Source organism: Achromobacter sp. CSND-B12 (assembly GCF_052906545.1).
This window is the reverse complement of sequence record NZ_JBREGJ010000001.1, coordinates 3,613,410-3,628,028: the sequence shown is the minus strand read 5'-3', so window position 1 is coordinate 3,628,028 and position 14,619 is coordinate 3,613,410. Positions and strand designations below refer to the sequence as shown.

Genomic DNA, 14,619 nt, shown 5'->3' with positions numbered 1-14,619 from the left:
TGGGATGCCGGGCGGGCCCGGCGCGGCGACGGAAACCGCCTCAGCCCAGGTTCGGCGCCAGCGTGCGCTTCAGATCCTCGATGCTGCGGCCGCTGCGCGCGGCGTAGTCCTGCAACTGGTCTTCGCCGATGATGCCGACGTTGAAGTACTGCGACTGCGGATGGCTGAAGTAGAAGCCCGACACGCTCGAGGCCGGGAACATGGCGTAGCTGTCGGTCAGCATCATGCCGATGTCGGCGCCGTCCAGCACGCGGAACATGTCGGTCTTGACCACGTGTTCCGGGCAGGCCGGATAGCCCGGCGCCGGGCGGATGCCGACGTACTTCTCGGCGATCATGTCGTCGTTGGACAGCGCCTCGTCCGGCGCGTAGCCCCACAGGTCCTGGCGCACGCGGGCGTGCAGGCATTCGGCGAAGGCCTCGGCCAGGCGGTCGGCCAGCGACTTGAGCATGATGCCGGAATAGTCGTCCAGCGCCTTCTCGAACTCGGCTTCCTTTTTCTCGATGCCGATGCCGGCCGTCACCGCGAACATGCCGATGTAGTCGAGCTTGCCGCTGGATTTGGGCGCGATGAAGTCCGACAGCGACTTGTTGCTGACGCCCTCGCGCTTGGCGCCCTGCTGGCGCAGGTTGCGGTAGGTGAACAGCACCTCGCTGCGGCTCTCGTCCTTGTAGACCTCGATGTCCTCGTCGTTGACGCTGTTGGCCGGGTAGAAACCGACCACGCCGTTCGCGGTCAGCCAGCGGCCCTCGACGATGCGCTTCATCATGGCCTGGCCGTCAGCGTAGACCTTGCGCGCCTGTTCGCCCACCACCTTGTCCTCCAGGATGGCCGGATACGGGCCGAACAGGCTCCAGGTCTGGAAGAACGGGCCCCAGTCCACGTACTTCGCGATCTCGGCCAGGTCGTAGCTCTTGAAGGTGCGGCGGCCGATGAACTTGGGGCGCGGCGGCGTGTAGCTGTCCCAGTCGATCCGCGGGCGCGAGGCGCGCGCCTCGGCCAGCGGCAGGATCGGCGTGGCCTTGCGGTTGGCGTGGCGGCGGCGCACGTCCTCGTATTCCTCGGCCAGCTCCGCCAGGTAGGCGTCCGCCTGGTCGGACATCAGGCTGGTGGCCACGCCCACCGAACGGCTGGCGTCCGGCACGTAGATCACCGGGCCTTCGTAGTTGGGCGCGATCTTCACGGCCGTGTGCACGCGGCTGGTGGTGGCGCCGCCGATCATCAGCGGCACCTTGCGGCTGCGGAAATACTCGTCGCGCTGCATTTCCGAGGCGACGTAGGCCATCTCTTCCAGGCTGGGCGTGATCAGGCCGGACAGGCCGACGATGTCGGCGTTCTCTTCCTTGGCTTTCTCCAGGATCTGGGCGCAGGGCACCATCACGCCCATGTTCACCACTTCGAAGTTGTTGCACTGCAGGACCACCGACACGATGTTCTTGCCGATGTCGTGCACGTCGCCCTTGACGGTGGCGATGACGATCTTGCCCTTGGCGCGCACGTCGCCGCCGGCGGCCGCGATCTGGCGCTTTTCCTCTTCGATGAAGGGGATCAGGTGGGCCACGGCCTGCTTCATCACGCGCGCCGACTTCACCACCTGCGGCAGGAACATCTTGCCGGCGCCGAACAGGTCGCCGACCACGTTCATGCCGTCCATCAGCGGGCCTTCGATCACCTCGATCGGACGGCCGCCGCGCGCGGCGATCTTCTGGCGCACCTCTTCGGTGTCCTCGACGATGAAGGCGGTAATGCCGTGCACCAGCGCGTGCGACAGGCGCGCCTCGACTTCGGCATTGCGCCAGGCCAGGTCTTCTTCCTTCTTGGCGCCCGAGCCTTTCACGCTGTCGGCGAACTGCACCAGGCGCTCGGTCGGCGTGCGTTCGTCGGCCGGGTCGGTCTTGCCGACCGGCTCGGCGCGATCCAGCACCACGTCCTCGACCAGGTCGCGCAGCTTGGGATCCAGGTCGGCGTACACGCCGAGCTGGCCGGCGTTGACGATGCCCATCGTCATGCCTTCCTTGACCGCGTAATACAGGAACACGGTGTGGATGGCCTCGCGCATCGGCTCGTTGCCGCGGAACGAGAAGCTCACGTTCGACACCCCGCCCGAAATGCGGGCGTGCGGCAGGTTCTCGCGGATCCAGCGCGTGCCTTCGATGAAATCGACGGCATAGTGGTTGTGCTCGTCGATGCCGGTGGCGACCGCGAACACGTTGGGATCGAAAATGATGTCTTCCGGCGGGAAGCCCTCTTCCTCGACCAGGATCTTGTAGGCGCGGCCGCAGATTTCCTTGCGGCGCTCCAGCGTGTCGGCCTGGCCCTGCTCGTCGAACGCCATCACCACCACCGCCGCGCCGTAGCGGCGGCACAGGCGGGCGTGGTGGCGGAACGGCTCCAGGCCTTCCTTCATGGAGATCGAGTTGACCACCGGCTTACCCTGCACGCACTTCAGGCCGGTCTCGATCACGTCCCACTTGGAGCTGTCGATCATCACCGGCACGCGCGCGATGTCGGGCTCGGAGGCGATCAGGTTCAGGAAGCGGTGCATGCACGCCACCGAATCCAGCATGGCCTCGTCCATGTTGATGTCGATGATCTGCGCGCCGTTCTCGACCTGCTGGCGGGCCACCGCCAGCGCCTCGTCGTATTTCTCTTCGCGGATCAGGCGCGCGAACATCTTGCTGCCGGTGACGTTGGTGCGTTCGCCCACGTTCACGAACAGCGTGTCCTCGTCGATGTTCAGCGGCTCCAGGCCCGACAGGCGGGTCTTGACCGGGATCTCCGGCACCACCCGCGGCGTCAGCGCCGCGACCTTGTCGGCGATGGCGCGGATGTGGTCGGGCGTGGTGCCGCAGCAGCCGCCCGACATGTTCACCAGCCCGGCGCGGGCGAATTCCTCCAGCAGCGCGGAAGTGTCGGCCGGGGTCTCGTCGAAGCCGGTCTCGGCCATCGGGTTGGGCAGGCCGGCGTTGGGGTAGACGCAGACGTAGGTGTCGCAGATCTTGGACAGCTCGGCCACGTACGGGCGCATCAGCGCCGCGCCCAGCGCGCAGTTCAGGCCGATGGTGACCGGGCGCGCGTGGCGCACCGAGTTCCAGAAGGCCTCGACGGTCTGGCCCGACAGGATGCGGCCGGAGGCGTCGGTGACCGTGCCCGATATCATCACCGGCAGGCGGATGCCGCGCTGCTCGAACACTTCCTCGGTGGCGAAGATCGCCGCCTTGGCGTTGAGCGTGTCGAAGATGGTCTCGATCAGGACGATGTCGATGCCGCCGTCCAGCAGGCCATTGAGCTGTTCAACGTAGGCCACGCGCAGCTCTTCGAAGGTGACGTTGCGCGCGCCCGGGTCGTTCACGTCGGGCGAGATAGACGCCGTCTTGGGCTGCGGGCCGAGCGCGCCGGCCACGAAGCGCGGTTTGTCCGGCGTGCTGTACTGGTCACAGGCCTCGCGCGCCAGTTGCGCGGACACCAGGTTCAGTTCGTAGGCCAGTTCCGGCAGGTCGTAGTCGCCCTGCGCGATCGAGGTGGCGCCGAAGGTGTTGGTCTCGATGACGTCGGCGCCGGCCTCCAGGTACTGGCGGTGGATCTCGGAGATCACCTCCGGCCGCACCAGCGACAGCAGCTCGTTGTCGCCCTTGAGGTCCTTGCCATGGCCGGCGAAGCGCTCGCCGCGGAAATCGGCCTCGCCCAGCTTGTAGCGCTGGATCATCGTGCCCATGGCGCCGTCCAGGATCAGGATGCGCTGACCCAGCTGGCGGGCGAATTCGCCGCCGCGGGTGAAGCTCTCGGGCGGGTAAGGCAGGCGGGGATACGACACGTTCAGGTCCGAAAGGAGGAGGTTGGGCAACGAAGGCGGCCGGGCAAATGTCGCTAAAAAGCGATAAAGGCCTAAAAATCAACCCCTGATCGTAACAAAACGGGCCCTGTCTCGCCCTCCGGTGATACAGTTTCGGCCCCGAACCGGTGCTTTCGGCGCATCGGGACAGGCAAGAACGCAACACTTGCCGGTCCGCGTGCGAAAGGTAAACGGGAAACAGGAAGACGCCCACCGCGCCGCCCACGAGGCTGGCCGGCCGGGGCATCCAGCCTGTGCTGCCCCCGCAACGGTCCCCATGCGCGCGATGCGCCCATGGCAGCCCGATACCGGCCAGTTCGATCGCCAGGACACCCGTCCGGCGCCCGCTCCCCAGGGACGCGGCGTGGCCCCGGGCATCCTCCCCATCGTGATTGACCTGCGGGGTCGCGGGTCGCATCGAGGTCTTGTAGATGAAATCCCGCTCCATCCGGCGCTACGCCGGCGCCCTGCTCTGCTCCGCCCCGGCCCTGTCGGCCGCCCAGCAAGCCGCCACCCCCGCTCCCGAACTCGACACCGTCACCGTCACCGCCCAGCGCGTGCCCAGCGACGGCCGCACCTTGCCGGTGTCGATCTCGGTCATCACCGCCGAAGACATCGCCGCCAGCAGCGCCCGCACCATGCAGGACCTGCTGTCGACGCAGGCCGGCATCCACCTGATCAACAGCTCCGGCTCGGCGGACGGCGCCATGGTCGACCTGCGCGGCTTCGGCGTGACCGGCGCCAGCAACACGCTGATCATGATCGACGGCGTCAAGCAGAACCCCAACGACCTGTCCGCCCCCAACCTGGGCGTGGTGCCGCTGGACCAGGTCGAGCGCGTCGAGATCGTGCGCGGCAGCGGTTCGGTGCAATACGGCGGCGGCACCACCGGCGGCGTGATCAACATCATCACCCGCAAGGACTTCGCCAAGGAGCCGGTCACGGCTCGCGCCACCGCCACCTTCGGCAGCTACGGCCTGCGCCAGTACGACGCCGCCGTGGCCCTGAACAACCAGAAGGTCGGCGTCGACGCCTACATGCAGTCGCTGCACAGCGATGGCTACCGCGACAACAACGCCGAAACCCGCGAGGGCGGCGGCGGCGGCATCACCTTCCGCCATGCCGACGGTTCGATCCGCCTGTACGGCAACACCACCACGCAGCGCCTGGAACTGCCCGGCCCGCGCCAGATCAATCCGCTCACCGGCCTGAACCAGTACCAGGACGACCGCCGCGGCTCCAAGAACGACGCCGACTTCATCAAGTCCACGTCCACCACCATCGGTCTGCAACTCGAACAGGCGCTGGGCGTCGGCACACTCTACGCCGACCTGGCCAGCCGCAACAAAAAGCTGCACGGCCTGACCTATGCCTCGCCGAGCATGTTCGACAGCGGCGGCGACACGCTGCGCGACCAGAAGCTGGTGGAAAACAGCGCCAGCCTGCGCTACCGCCTGCCGATCAGCGGCGGCCACAGCGTCGTCTTCGGCGCCGACGCGCTGGAGTCCCGGACCACGGTCACGCAGGACGCGTACTACGACCCGATCCAATCCAGGATGCAGTCGCGCCAGCATCAGTACGGACTGTTCGCCGAAGGCCAGATCCGCGCCACCGAGAGCACCAACGTCACCATGGGCGTGCGGCGCCAGTATGCCTCGGACAAGCTGGAAATCCTGGCCGGCTCGGGCGGCAACCCCTCGGACAGCGGCCACCACCTGACTGCCTGGCAGTTGGGCGTGCGCCAGGATCTGAGCGACGGCTTCGGCGTGTACGGCAAGGTCGGCCGCAGCTTCCGCCTGGCCAACAGCGACGAATTGCTGTGGGTGCAGAACCCGCTGGCGCCGCAGACCTCCACCGACAAGGAACTGGGCGTGACCTGGCAATCGGAGCGCAGCAGCGCCCGCCTGTCGTGGTTCCGCTATGACCTGACCAACGAAATCCAGTACAACCCGCTGGCCGACATGTTCGGCGCCAACGTCAACCTGGACCCGACCCGGCGCCAGGGCATCGAACTGGAAGGCCATCACGAAATCGTCCGCGGCGTGACGCTGGACGCCAACGTGACCTGGATGGAGGCGCAATTCCGCTCGGGCACCTACAACGGCGTCGACCTGGCCGGCAAGACCGTGCCGATGGCGCCGAAGTGGCTGGCCAATGCCGGTGTGACCTGGCGTCCCACCGATGCGTTCCTGTGGAACGTGGCCGCGCAATACGTCGGCAAGTCGCGCCTGGACAACGACCAGGCCAACGAGTTCGACAAACAGCTGGACGCCTACGTGCTGTTCAACACCAAGGTCGCGTACAAATTCACCCGCAATATCGAAGGCGCGGTGGGCGTGAACAACATCCTGGACCGCAAGTACGCCACCTACGGCATCCGCAGCGGCAGCATGGGCGAAACGGGTCCGTACAACCTGTACCCCGCGCCCGGCCGCAACTTCTACGCCTCCCTCACGCTGCGCTACTGAGCGGCGATCCGATATAGTCGGCGTTGTTCCACGCCGACCGTATCGATCCCTCGCATGACCTTCGTCCGCGCCCTTCCGTTCGCCGTCCTGGGGCTGCTGTCCGGCCCCGGTCCGGCGGCGGCCGACACCCCTGCCGGCCCCACTGCGGCGATCCACGCGCGCGACGATCGCGGCCGCGACCTGACCCTGGCGGCCCCGGCGCGGCGTGCGGTGACCCTCGCGCCGCACGCCACCGAGCTGGTCTACGCGGCCGGCGCCGGCGCCTACCTGGTCGCCACTATCCGGGGCAGCGACTATCCGCCCGCGGCTCGCGCCCTGCCGGTCATCGGCGACGGCACCCAGCCCGATCCCGAGCGCGTGGCCGCCGCCCGTCCCGACCTGGTCATCGCCTGGCAACCATCGGCCGCCGCGCCGCTGGCGCGCGTGATGGACAAGCTGGGCGTGCCGCTCTACTACAGCGACCCGCAGACGCTGGCGGCCATCCCCGACGCGGTCGAACGCCTGGGCGTGCTGTTCGGCACCGAGGCCCAGGCGGCGCCCGCCGCCCAGGCCCTGCGCGCGCGGCTCGACGCGCTGGCCGCGCGCTACGCCGGCCGCGCACCGGTGCGCGTCTTCGTGCAGGCGGGCCTGGACCCGATCTACACCCTGAACCACGCCAGCATCGTCAGCGACGCGCTGCGCCTGTGCGGTGGCGTCAACGTCTTCGAGCAGGCGCCGGTCGTGGCCCCGCAGGTCGGCCTGGAAAGCGTGTTGGCGGCGCGGCCCGACGCGGTGCTGGCCGGCGTCTCCGCGCCCGCGGACACCGCCCGCAACCTGGCGGCCTGGCGCGCCATGGGCCTGCCGGCGGCGCTGGCCGGCCACGTCTACGGCATCGACGCCGACGCGCTGTACCGCCCCGGCCCGCGCCTGATCGACGCGGCCGAGCAGTTGTGCGCGGACCTGGACGGCCTGCGGGCGCGCTAGGGCCGGCGGCGCGAAGCCCCCGCCCGGCGCGGGGCCGGCGGCATACCCCTGTCCGCGACCCGGTCATTCGCGCCCGCCCGTCGTGCGCGGCAAGCGCGATTTGTGGAACGCGCCAGCGTGGCCTTGGTCGCAGCCGCGCCGCGCCGTGCTTTATGATTCGCCTAACCGTGATCAACCCGTTGATCCCCGATGATCAGCCAGCCCCCGCGGGTCCCGCTGCGCGCGCCCGCTCTTTGAAGCACCGCCATGACCACTCAAGACACTCTCACCATCGCCGGCCGCGCCTATTCGTCGCGCCTGCTCGTCGGCACCGGCAAGTACAAGGATTTCGAACAGACCCGCGCGGCGCTGGACGCCAGCGGCACCGAGATCGTCACGGTCGCCATCCGCCGCACCAACATCGGCCAGAACCCGGGCGAGCCCAACCTGCTCGACTACGTGCCGATGTCCAGGTTCACGCTGCTGCCCAACACCGCCGGCTGCTACTCGGCCGACGACGCCGTGCGCACGCTGCGCCTGGCGCGCGAACTGCTGGACGGCCACGCCCTGGTCAAGCTGGAAGTGCTGGGCGACCCGCACACGCTGTTCCCCAACATGCCCGAGACCCTGAAGGCCACCAAGACCCTGGTCGACGAAGGCTTCCAGGTCATGGTCTATTGCACCGACGATCCCATCCAGTGCCGCATGCTCGAAGACATGGGCGCCGTGGCCGTGATGCCGCTGGCCTCGCTGATCGGCTCCGGCATGGGCATCCTGAATCCCTGGAACCTGCGCCTGATCATCGACCAGGCGCGCGTGCCGGTGGTGGTGGACGCCGGCGTGGGCACCGCCTCGGACGCCGCCATCGCCATGGAACTGGGTTGCGACGCCGTGCTGATGAACACCGCCATCGCCGCCGCGCGCGACCCGGTGCTGATGGCCAGCGCCATGAAGAAGGGCGTCGAGTCCGGCCGCGAGGCCTTCCTGGCCGGCCGCATGCCGAAAAAGCTCTACAGCGGCGCGCCCAGCTCGCCCACCGAGGGCCTGATCACCGCCGCGCCCGGCGCCGCCAAATGAGCAGCCGCCAGCCGGCCGCCAACGGCCGCCCGATCCCCAACGCGCTGACCATCGCCGGCGTCGACCCGTCCGGCGGCGCCGGCATCCTGGCCGACGTCAAGGCCATGAGCGCCCTGGGCGCCTATGGCTGCGCCGTCATCGCCGCGCTCACCGCGCAGAACACCCAGGGCGTCAGCGGCATCTCGCCGGTGCCGCCGGCCTTCGTCGGCCAGCAGATCGACACCCTGTTCGCCGACGTGCGCATCGACGCGGTCAAGATCGGCATGCTGGGCCAGCAGCCGGTGATCCAGGTGGTGGCCGAGAAGCTGGCCAAGTGGACCCCGGCGCATGTGGTGCTGGACCCGGTCATGGTGGCCAAGAGCGGCGACCTGCTGCTGGAACGCGACGCCGTCGGCGCCATGCGCGAAGCGCTGCTGCCGCAGGCCACGCTGCTCACCCCCAACCTGCCCGAGGCCGGCGTGCTGCTGGAAGAGCGCCCGGTGGAAACGGTCAAGGAAATGCGGCGGGTGGCCGAACGCCTGCGCAACAAGCTGGCGCATTCGGGCCAGCGCTGGGTCATGGTCAAGGGCGGCCACCTGCCCGGCAACGACACCATCGACCTGCTGCACGACGGCGACCGCATGATCGAGCTGCCCGGCCACCGCATCGAGACCGCCAACACCCATGGCACCGGCTGCACCCTGTCGGCCGCCCTGGCCGCGCTGCTGCCCCAGGTCGAGGACGTGCCCGAGGCCGCGCGCCGCGCCAAGGCCTACCTGACCGAAGCCATCCGCCACGCCGAGCGCCTGTCGGTCGGTTCCGGCCATGGCCCGGTGCACCACTTCCACGCCTGGTGGTGATACCGGCCGTCATTGCGTCCGAAAGCGCCGCCCCGGCTGACGGTTTCCCCTGTCTGTAACCAGGCCGCGGCCCCGGCGGCGTCACAGGACGCTACGAATCGGTACAATGGTCAGTTGATTCCTCTGTTTTTTCTGACCGTCATGAACGCTTCGACCCTGCCCGACGTAGAACAAGCCCGCTTCAACATGGTGGAACAGCAGATCCGCCCCTGGGAAGTCCTGGACGCCAACGTGCTGCAGGCGCTGTTCGATGTGCGCCGCGAACAGTTCGTTCCGCCGGCCCTGCGCGCCCTGGCGTTTTCCGACCTGGAACTGCCGCTGGAAATCAACGCGGTCAACACCCGCCAGACCATGCTCGCCCCCAAGGTCGAAGCCCGCCTGGCCCAGGAACTGCAACTGAGCAAATCCGACTGCGTGCTGGAAATCGGCACCGGCTCCGGCTACCAGGCCGCGCTGCTGGGCTACCTGGCGCAGCAGGTCACCTCGGTCGAGATCGACAGCCGCCTGGTCACGTTCGCGCAGCAGAACCTGCAAATGAACAACGTCACCAACGTCAAGGTCGAAACCGGCGACGGCCGCAACGGCTGGGGTTCCACCGAATACGACGCGATCCTGGTGACGGGTTCCGTGCCGGTCGTGCCGGACGCGCTCAAGTACCAGCTGCGCGTCGGCGGCCGCCTGGTCGTCGTCGTCGGCCAGGCCCCCGTCATGACGGCCTGTCGCATCACCCGCACCACCGCCGCCAGCTTCGAGACCGTCAATCTGTTCGAAACGGTCATCAAGCCCCTGCGCGGCGCCACGGTGTCGCAGTTCAAGTTCTGAGTTCCCAGGCGGGGCCGTTCGGCCCCGCCACGTCGGCCCGCCCGGCCACGGGCTCCCGCCCTGGATTCCCTGGAGCAGCACCCCTCCCCCTGACAGATCATGCGCGTCCGACTGCTTACGGCTTTACTGGTTTTTACCTCCGCCGCAAGTGTCGGCCCGTCTGTCGCGTGCGCGCAGAACCTGCTGCAGGTATGGCAATCCGCCCTGGGCAATGACCCGATCTACGCCGCGGCGCGCGCCAGCTACCGCGCCGGCCTCGAAAAAGAGCCGCAGGCGCGCGCCCTGCTGCTGCCCGAGGTCTCGGCCGGCGTCGGCGGCGCCTACCAGGAAACCCGCAGCACCCGCGGCCTGAGCATGGCCTATAGCGGCGGCCGCGGCGTCTGGGACCTGGCGCTGACCCAGCCGCTGTTCGACTGGGGCCGCTGGCAGAACTACGAACAGTCCAAGCTCATCGTCGCCGATGTCGAGGTGCAATTGCAGCAGGCCTACCAGGACCTGCTGCTGCGCGTGGCCGACGCCTATTTCAACGTGCTGTACGCGCAGGACGCCCTGACCGCGACCGAGGCCGAGAAAGCCGCCGTGGCCGGCCAACTGGAGTCGGCCAAGCGCAATTTCGAGCTGGGCAACGCCACCATCACCGACACCTACGAAGCGCAGGCGCGCTACGACCTGGTGGTGGCGCAGGAACTGCGCCTGCAGAACGACCTGGACGTGCGCCGCGAGGAACTGGCCAGGATCATCGGCACGGCCCCCGGCGCGCTGGCCGAACTGCCGCCCGGGGTGCAACTGCCCGCGCCGCAGCCGGCTCGCGTGGCGGACTGGAGCAACCAGGCTGAATCCTCCAGCCTGGAGGTGCTGCGGGCGCAACTGCTGACCCGCATCGCCGGACGCGAAGTCCAGATCGCCAGGAGCGGCCACTACCCCACCCTGAACCTGCGCGCCACCAGCGGCAGCGCCAGCGATGCGGTGATGCGCAACGCCGCGCCGGGCAAGCCGATCGACAGCACCATCGGCGTGGTGCTGTCGATTCCGCTGTATTCGGGGGGTGGCGTGTCCTCGCAGGTCACGGAGAAAGTGCAGCTGGAACAGAAGGCGCGCCACGATTTCGAGGCGGCGCGGCGCCAGGCGGTGCAGGCCGCGCGCCAGTACTACACCGGCGTCACCAGCGGCCTGGCGCGCATCCAGGCGCTGGAAGCTGGCGAAAAGTCCAGCCGCGCCGCGGTCGAGGCCAACCGCACCGGCTACGAGGTAGGCGTGCGCATCAACCTGGACGTGCTCAACGCCCAGCAGCAGCTCTATGCCACCCAGCGCGACCTGGCGCTGGCGCGCTACAGCACGGTGCTGTCGGGACTGCGCCTGAAGGCCACCAGCGGCATTCTGGCCGAGTCCGACCTGGAAGCCATCAACCGATTGCTGCGCGAACCGCGCTGAGCGCGTGGCGCCGCCTCAGGCGCCCTGGATCTTCCTGACCAGCGCCGTGGTGGACCGCTCGAACTCGAACGGAATGGCCACCGCGCGGCCGCCCCAGGACTTGACCAGGGCGGTTTCGGGCAGCTTTTCCATGTCGTAGTCGCCGCCCTTGACGATCAGGTCCGGCTTGAGCTGGCCGATCAGGGCCTCGGGCGTGTCCTCGTGGAACGAGGTCACTACGGTGACGAAGCCCAGCGCCGCCAGCAGCGCGGCGCGGTCTTCCATGCGGTTCAGCGGGCGCTCGGCGCCCTTGCCCAGGCGGCGCACCGATTCATCGGTATTGACCGCCACGACCAGCGTCGCGCCCAGCTGGGCGGCCTGGTCCAGGTAGGTGGCGTGGCCCCGGTGCAGGATGTCGAAGACGCCATTGGTAAACACCAGCGGCCGCGGCAGGCGGCCGGCGGCAACGGCGGCGACGCAGTCGTCGCGGGACAGGACTTTGGATTCGAAACGGGCGGCTGGCATGGCGCGATTGTACGACGGCGGCCGCGGCCGCCGTCATCGGTCATCGAACGCGCCCGGCCGGGGCCGGCGCGCGCCGCCGTGGCGTCCGATCAGGCGCCGGCCAGCACGATTTCCTTTTCCTTGGGCACCACCAGCGCCGTCATTTCCTTGCGATAGCGGTTCAGGTCCTTGACCGTCTCGAAACTGCGGTCCATCAGCTTGGACAGGATGTGCAGGATGCGGGTGGCGACCTTCTGCTCCCAGATGCCGTCGAAGCGGATCTGGCTGTCCAGCCAGTGCTCCAGCCAGCCCGGCTCGGGCAGGCGCGACTGCACCGTGTCGTTGGGGAACAGGTCCTTGTTGACGTGCAGATTGGTCGGGTGCAGCGCCTGCTGGGTGCGGCCGGCCGAGGCCATCAGCACGCCGATCTTGGAGAACGCCAGGCGCGCCTGGACGCTGGTGTCCTCGCCGCGGTTGTGCAGCGCGCGGCGCATGTACTGCAGGTAGGCGCCGGCATGGCGGGCCTCGTCCTGCGCCACGGTCTTGTAGATGGCCTTGATGACCGGCTCGGTGTGCCATTCGGCGGCGCGGCGGTACCAGTGGTTCAGGCGCACCTCGCCGCAGAAGTGCAGCATCAGCGTTTCCAGCTCGGGCGCGACGTCGAATTCGAAGCGCACGTTGTGCAGTTCTTCTTCCGTGGGCACCAGATCGGGACGGAAGCGGCGCAGGTATTCGATCAGCACCAGGGAATGCTTCTGCTCTTCGAAGAACCACACCGACATGAAGGCGCAGAAATCGCTGTCGCCGCGATTGTCGCGCAGGAACATCTCGGTGGCCGGCAGCGCGGCCCATTCGGTGATGGCGTTCATCTTGATCGTGTGCGCCTGCTCGTCCGAGAGCTTGCTGCGATCGAAGTCGCCCCAGGGAATATCGTGCGCCATGTTCCAGCGCACCGCTTCCATGGTCTTGAAGAGTTCAGGATAAAGCATGTTCTGCCCTTGTTTTCGTCCCGCCAGTGGGGCTATAGAAATTGATGAATGGCGCACGCACTTGCCGGCGTGACGCTGCACAAGTCTGCCCAGCGCTATTTTTCGCCGTCTCCCGCGAAGCTATGATGACAGTTTCATGAATGAAACATGACAGGGGATCGCACTTACACCATCGCGCCGCCTATCGGGTCAATGCCCACAACGCCACCCCGATCCCCAGGGCCAGCACGCCAACCAGCGCCGCGACCAGCCGGTTGCTCTGCTCCTGGGCCCGCCGCAACTGCGCCATCTCGGCCAGCAGGGCCGGCGAGAGATTCGGGCGGTTCAGGTGGTCGTGGACCAGCCTGGGAAGCGCGGGCAGCATCTGCGACCACTGCGCGGCTTCTTTCTCCAGGCTCTGCCGCAAGCCCTTGATTCCGACACGCTGGCGCATCCAGCGTTCCAGGTAGGGCTTGGCGGTCTTCCAGAGATCCAGGTTGGGGTCGAGCTGCCGCCCCAGGCCTTCGACGTTCAGCAACGTCTTCTGCAGCAGCACCAGCTGCGGCTGGATCTCCACATTGAACCGGCGCGAGGTCTGGAACAGGCGCAACAGCACCTGGCCCAGCGAAATCTCGGACAACGGCCGGTCAAAATAGGGTTCGCAGACGGCGCGCACCGCCCCCTCCAGTTCTTCCTCGCGCGTATCGGGCGGCACCCAGCCGGACTCGATGTGCAACTGCGCCACGCGGCGGTAGTCGCGGTGGAAGAAGGCCAGGAAGTTCTGCGCCAGGTAGTTCTTGTCGAATTCCGACAGCGAGCCGACGATGCCGAAGTCCAGGGCGATGTAGCTGCCCAGCGTCTCGGGCCGGTCAGACACGTAGATGTTGCCCGGGTGCATGTCGGCGTGGAAGAAGCCGTCGGTGAACACCTGGGTGAAGAAGATCTCGACGCCGGTGCGCGCCAGGGTCGGGATGTCGATGCCGGCGGCGCGCATGCGCTCGACCTGGCCCACCGGCACGCCGTACATGCGCTGCATGGTGAACACGGTGGACGCGGTGTATTCCCAGATCACCTCGGGCACCATCAGCATGTCGCCGCGGCCGGATTCCGGGCCGAAATTGCGGCGCAGCTGGCTGCAATTGGAGGCCTCGCGCACCAGGTCGAGTTCGTCGTGCAGGTACTTATCGAACTCGGCCACCACCTCGCGCGGCTTGAGCCGGCGGCCATCGGCGCCCAGGCGCTCGATGATGCGGGCCACGATCTTGAGCAGCGACAGGTCTTTCTCGATGATGCTGAGCATGCCCGGGCGCAGCACCTTGACCGCCACCTCGCGGCCGTCGTGCAGCACCGCGAAGTGCACCTGGGCGATGGAGGCCGACGCCACCGGGTCGACCTGGAACTGCGCGAACAGCTTTTCGGGCGGCGCGCCCAGCGCGGCCTCGATGCAGGCGGCGGCCTGGGCCGACGGGAACGGCGGCACGCGGTCCTGCAGCAGCGCCAGTTCGTTGGCGATGTCGGCCGGGATCAGGTCGCGGCGGGTCGACAGCACCTGGCCGAACTTCACGAAGATCGGCCCCAGCGATTCCAGCGCCAGGCGCAGCCGCAGGCCGCGCGGCTTGCGCGGCCGGGTGCCCAGGCGGATGACGCGCAGCAGGCAGGTGGCCAGCGGATGGTTCAGGCTGGAGAGCACCAGCTCGTCCAGGCCATAGCGCAGCGAAACCAGGATGATGCGGAACAGGCGCAGCAACGGGAACATG

General features: G+C 68.1%; 10 protein-coding genes. 6 read left to right on the top strand and 4 right to left on the bottom strand.

Annotation, left to right across the window (positions count from 1 at the left end; genetic code table 11):
• Positions 1-40: 40 nt before the first annotated feature.
• Positions 41-3,814 (bottom strand): methionine synthase, encoded by a 3,774-nt coding sequence (gene metH, locus ACUTAG_RS17060; RefSeq protein ID WP_148317652.1) that lies wholly within the window; start codon positions 3,812-3,814, stop codon positions 41-43.
• Between the two features lie 449 nt (positions 3,815-4,263).
• Between metH and ACUTAG_RS17055 the strand changes: the two genes are divergently transcribed.
• The 6 genes from ACUTAG_RS17055 to ACUTAG_RS17030 all read left to right on the top strand — a co-directional run bounded on the left by ACUTAG_RS17055 (position 4,264) and on the right by ACUTAG_RS17030 (position 11,411).
• Positions 4,264-6,300, top strand: a complete 2,037-nt coding sequence (locus ACUTAG_RS17055; protein ID WP_024067605.1) for a TonB-dependent receptor — start codon at positions 4,264-4,266, stop codon at positions 6,298-6,300.
• Positions 6,301-6,354: 54 nt separating this feature from the next.
• The gene (locus ACUTAG_RS17050) at positions 6,355-7,263 is read left to right on the top strand and encodes a cobalamin-binding protein (protein WP_148317654.1); all 909 of its coding nucleotides are present in this window, start codon (positions 6,355-6,357) and stop codon (positions 7,261-7,263) included.
• A gap of 246 nt (positions 7,264-7,509) precedes the next feature.
• Positions 7,510-8,319 (top strand): thiazole synthase, encoded by an 810-nt coding sequence (locus tag ACUTAG_RS17045; RefSeq protein WP_020925370.1) that lies wholly within the window; start codon positions 7,510-7,512, stop codon positions 8,317-8,319.
• Complete coding sequence (gene thiD, locus ACUTAG_RS17040; protein WP_020925371.1) at positions 8,316-9,158, top strand: bifunctional hydroxymethylpyrimidine kinase/phosphomethylpyrimidine kinase; 843 nt, start codon at positions 8,316-8,318, stop codon at positions 9,156-9,158. The genes ACUTAG_RS17045 and thiD overlap by 4 nt, the downstream gene beginning before the upstream one ends.
• Positions 9,159-9,299: 141 nt before the next feature.
• Positions 9,300-9,980 carry a protein-L-isoaspartate O-methyltransferase family protein gene (locus ACUTAG_RS17035; protein ID WP_026383599.1) on the top strand — a complete coding sequence of 227 codons (681 nt, stop codon included), beginning with the start codon at positions 9,300-9,302 and terminating at the stop codon, positions 9,978-9,980.
• Positions 9,981-10,079: 99 nt separating this feature from the next.
• A complete protein-coding gene (locus ACUTAG_RS17030) occupies positions 10,080-11,411 on the top strand; it encodes a TolC family outer membrane protein (RefSeq protein WP_148317656.1) in 1,332 nt (443 codons plus the stop codon).
• 15 nt (positions 11,412-11,426) lie between these two features.
• Here ACUTAG_RS17030 and ACUTAG_RS17025 read toward each other — a convergent pair whose 3' ends face one another.
• The 3 genes from ACUTAG_RS17025 to ubiB form a co-directional block, all read right to left on the bottom strand.
• Entirely contained in the window at positions 11,427-11,915 is a 489-nt protein-coding gene (locus tag ACUTAG_RS17025; protein ID WP_020925374.1) for an adenylyltransferase/cytidyltransferase family protein, read from the bottom strand.
• Between the two features lie 89 nt (positions 11,916-12,004).
• Entirely contained in the window at positions 12,005-12,883 is an 879-nt protein-coding gene (locus ACUTAG_RS17020; RefSeq protein WP_006386867.1) for a ferritin, read from the bottom strand.
• A 181-nt stretch (positions 12,884-13,064) separates the two neighbouring features.
• Positions 13,065-14,618, bottom strand: coding sequence for a ubiquinone biosynthesis regulatory protein kinase UbiB (gene ubiB, locus ACUTAG_RS17015; protein ID WP_006386866.1), 1,554 nt, complete (start codon positions 14,616-14,618; stop codon positions 13,065-13,067).
• Position 14,619: the final 1 nt, after the last annotated feature.

Coding starts and splice junctions, on each gene's coding strand:
- ACUTAG_RS17055 (WP_024067605.1), top strand. CDS start 4,264: ATGAAATCCCGCTCCATCCGGCGCTACGCCGGCGCCCTGCTCTGCTCC.
- ACUTAG_RS17050 (WP_148317654.1), top strand. CDS start 6,355: ATGACCTTCGTCCGCGCCCTTCCGTTCGCCGTCCTGGGGCTGCTGTCC.
- ACUTAG_RS17045 (WP_020925370.1), top strand. CDS start 7,510: ATGACCACTCAAGACACTCTCACCATCGCCGGCCGCGCCTATTCGTCG.
- thiD (WP_020925371.1), top strand. CDS start 8,316: ATGAGCAGCCGCCAGCCGGCCGCCAACGGCCGCCCGATCCCCAACGCG.
- ACUTAG_RS17035 (WP_026383599.1), top strand. CDS start 9,300: ATGAACGCTTCGACCCTGCCCGACGTAGAACAAGCCCGCTTCAACATG.
- ACUTAG_RS17030 (WP_148317656.1), top strand. CDS start 10,080: ATGCGCGTCCGACTGCTTACGGCTTTACTGGTTTTTACCTCCGCCGCA.
- ACUTAG_RS17025 (WP_020925374.1), bottom strand. CDS start 11,915: ATGCCAGCCGCCCGTTTCGAATCCAAAGTCCTGTCCCGCGACGACTGC.
- ACUTAG_RS17020 (WP_006386867.1), bottom strand. CDS start 12,883: ATGCTTTATCCTGAACTCTTCAAGACCATGGAAGCGGTGCGCTGGAAC.
- ubiB (WP_006386866.1), bottom strand. CDS start 14,618: ATGTTCCCGTTGCTGCGCCTGTTCCGCATCATCCTGGTTTCGCTGCGC.